General features: G+C 42.7%; 4 protein-coding genes. 3 read left to right on the top strand and 1 reads right to left on the bottom strand.

All coding sequences use genetic code 11. The features are described from left to right. Nucleotides 1-616 precede the first annotated feature (616 nt). Nucleotides 617-937 (top strand): hypothetical protein, encoded by a 321-nt coding sequence (locus tag PLH26_RS21110; protein ID WP_324587997.1) that lies wholly within the window; start codon nucleotides 617-619, stop codon nucleotides 935-937. A gap of 202 nt (nucleotides 938-1,139) precedes the next feature. Here PLH26_RS21110 and PLH26_RS21105 read toward each other — a convergent pair whose 3' ends face one another. Continuing rightward, nucleotides 1,140-2,147 (bottom strand): GlxA family transcriptional regulator, encoded by a 1,008-nt coding sequence (locus tag PLH26_RS21105; protein ID WP_324587996.1) that lies wholly within the window; start codon nucleotides 2,145-2,147, stop codon nucleotides 1,140-1,142. Nucleotides 2,148-2,367: 220 nt separating this feature from the next. Here PLH26_RS21105 and PLH26_RS21100 point away from each other — a divergent pair, with 220 nt between their 5' ends. Then, nucleotides 2,368-2,781, top strand: coding sequence for a VOC family protein (locus tag PLH26_RS21100; protein ID WP_324587995.1), 414 nt, complete (start codon nucleotides 2,368-2,370; stop codon nucleotides 2,779-2,781). A 43-nt stretch (nucleotides 2,782-2,824) separates the two neighbouring features. Beyond that, nucleotides 2,825-3,220 carry a VOC family protein gene (locus PLH26_RS21095; protein WP_324587994.1) on the top strand — a complete coding sequence of 132 codons (396 nt, stop codon included), beginning with the start codon at nucleotides 2,825-2,827 and terminating at the stop codon, nucleotides 3,218-3,220. Nucleotides 3,221-3,277 lie beyond the last annotated feature (57 nt).

Here is a 3,277-nt window from a genome sequence, read left to right as displayed (position 1 = left end):
GGTCGCGGGTTCGAGTCCCGTCCGGTCCGCTTTTTAACTCCATAAGTCGCTGTTTTGCAGCGACTTATTTGTTTTTGGTCTCAATTCTGGCCTATAAATTTTTGTCATTCCCATTAACTTAATGCAACTTTTAACTTTAATGTAAAGAGGGTATATAAAGTTAAACAATTAAGAATTATAGCGCATCAACTAAAGCAAAATGCAGTACCTCTATTGATCCTGCATCTTTCGCTATTCGTTGTTACCAACCCTCTTTTCCTGTAACAATTCCTGTATGTCATTCCGAAGAAAATGTATCCAGAGCAAAGCTATCCAGTAGTTCATTCAACTTTTTTTCCCTGGAATTCAACATCTGAAAAGAGTAACCTGCTTGCTTTTCAAACATAGCGGCTTTTTTTTGATGACGGTATTGCCGGTATTCGTCTATGGTGTTTACAAAGCTGAGCTTATAGCATATGAAAATGCTTAATATTGCTGCAAATGGAAGCAGCTTTAATTTTTGGCTATATGAAAACTGGAAATTATCAAACAACTATTTGACTTAGGTAATCTGTTTGATCAAATACAAAATCTGGAACAGGTTGCACTTGGCTTTTCAGCGTTTGCAAAACAAGAAATGGCTTACCGGAGTTTGGATATACAGCCGGATGATATTCTCAAAGACACCATTGATACTTGCAGGATAATATGCTTTCGGGAGCGCAACCGGCAGGAACCCGACAAATCCCATTTTGCTGAACTGCAAAACGGGATACGAAGTTTTGGGAATTTTCTGATTTCCGGGCGGCTTACCATTGATGAAGCCGTAACTGCTGCATCTAAAGTGGCTTATCTCTGCGCAAGATTATTGTCTGATGATTTTACCGCATTAGAAAAATATAATGGAGAAGATATTCAACAGCTTGAAATTAAGAATCAGCATATGTCCAGCTGGTAATTACATTACCTTTTCCAGCCGCGCCAATTTTTATGCCGGTACTCTGATATATATAGAAGCAGGTATACAACAAAGTCATCAGAAATAATTAATAAAGATCAACGATCCTCAACTTATTAAACCGTTTAGTAAATTAAGTCTTGCAAAGCTCCCGCTTTTTATTTGTGTAAACCCAATGTAAAGTCACTGCCACCGGATGCGTCTACACACTGTACCTGTGCCCCGCATCCTGTTCCTGCATGTGCATCTTATTGTATTTATTCCTGTATTCGATGGGGGTGAGCCCGGTTATTTTTTTGAAGAGATCCCTGAATGCTTTTGTATCGGTATATCCCACATCGTACATTACTTCCGCTACATTTTTATGACTTGCTTCAAAGCTCCGCTTGGCGGCTTCAATCCTTACCCTTTGCATGTATTCGATAGGTGTATTATTGGTAGCCTGCCTGAACTTTCTTTCAAAGCTCCGGCGGCTGGTATTTACCATGTCCGCCAGCTCATCTACCGTAATTTTTCCCTGGAAGTTTTCTTCAATAAATTGCTGTACCCGCAGCATGTCCTTATCGTTATGGTCTTTTTGCCCCGTAAAAATGGTGAAGGCCGCCTGGCTGTTCCTGTCTATGTCAATAGCAAAATATTTTGCAGTAGTGATGGCTGTGCTGCGGTCGGTGTACTTTTCCAGGAGATAGAGCAGCAGGTTCCACAGCGAGTTGGCGCCACCGCTTGAATACAATCGTCCTTCGTCGGTGATCACGGCGCCGTCAACAATTTCCACTTCCGGGAATCTTTGCCGGAACAAATTATAATAGGCCCAGTGCGTGGAGCATTTTCTGCCGTTTGCCAAACCGGTTTCGGCCAGCAGGAAAGCACCGATACACAGGCTCGCCACCTCGCTTCCGCTCCTGTACATTTGTTGTATCCATGGTATTGCCCGGGCATTCGCTTTAATGGCATGTTCAATATCTCCATACAGGGCAGGAAGGATCACCACATCGGTTTTGGTTACCTCTTTTAATATCCTGTCAATCTTAATGACGTACTCCCCGTCGTTGGTACTAACTGTTTTTTTCAATGCCACATATTCCACATCAAACAAAGGCATTTTACCCGAGGCTTTTAAAAATTCATTGGCCGTTTTAAATGTCCGGTATGCCGGTGTAACGGCTTCTATTACGGCACTTTCAGGAACATATACCGATATTTTTTTCATTTGCTTATTTTAAATAAAGCTACAAAATAATATTGGCGCGATCGCCCCCTTAAATTGGCGTTTAACCACAGCTTGTTTTTTGAGCGTTGATAGCATCTTTGTGCCGTCAATGCTATTATTCAAATATTAACGTCACTACAATGAAAAAGAATCAAACACTTTACTGGATACCAACATCCCGGAAAAACAAGTCCCAGTACCGGCAATTGTCGCATGCGTAATGAAAAAGCTTAGTCCCTATTTTACGTTCAACGGGAATTGCCGTGAAGCGATGAAGTTCTACCAGAAATGCCTTGGCGGTGAGTTGCATTTTCAAACGGCAGCCGAAATGCCCGTACCGGAAAAAATGCCTGCAAAAATGAAAAAGATCATTGTGCACGCTTCGCTGGTCTCGGAAAGCTTCGTGCTCATGGGGTCCGACATGGTGGATGACCAGGGCCTGATAAAAGGCAATGCCGTTTCTGTTTCCATACACTTTTCTACCGAAAAGGAATTAAGGAACTGTTACAAAAAACTATCTTTCGGTGCATTGCAAACATACCCGGCGCAGCATAATTTTTACGGCATGTTGTTTGGTTCCCTTACAGACAGGTATGGCAATCAGTGGCTGCTTGATTGCTCAACGGGCCGGTAAAAGCAGTTATCACACAAATTTTTAAACACTTAAACACAATACAATGGCAAAGCTCAATCCTTATTTAAATTTTAACGGCAGGTGTACCGAAGCGATGAATTTCTACAAGGGCATTTTTGGGGGAGACCTCCAGCTGATGCTGGCGGGAGATCCGCCTGCCAAAGACCAGATGCCTCCCGAAATGCATAACCAGGTAATGCATTCGCATTTAAAAAGCAATTTCATTGAGATCATGGGATCAGACATGGCGCCGACGAAACCCGTAGAAGGCAACACCGTGTACCTGGCGCTGATCTGCGAAAACGAAGATGAGTTGAATGATTATTACAACAAGCTTTCTGAAGGCGGGACAGTGGAGCAACCGCTCACCAAAGCATTTTTCGGGTGGTTCGGCTCGCTGGAAGATAAATTCGGCAAGCACTGGATGTTGCAGGGGTGAGAAAGTGGTAAGTAGTAAGAGGTAAGTAAGGAATACAGATTGCAAGTTTCAGGTTAC

Origin of the sequence: Agriterribacter sp., assembly GCF_035444585.1 — a bacterium.
GTDB lineage: Bacteria > Bacteroidota > Bacteroidia > Chitinophagales > Chitinophagaceae > Agriterribacter.
The sequence above is the reverse complement of the archived record's forward strand: the minus strand, read 5'-3'. Positions and strand labels throughout refer to the sequence as shown.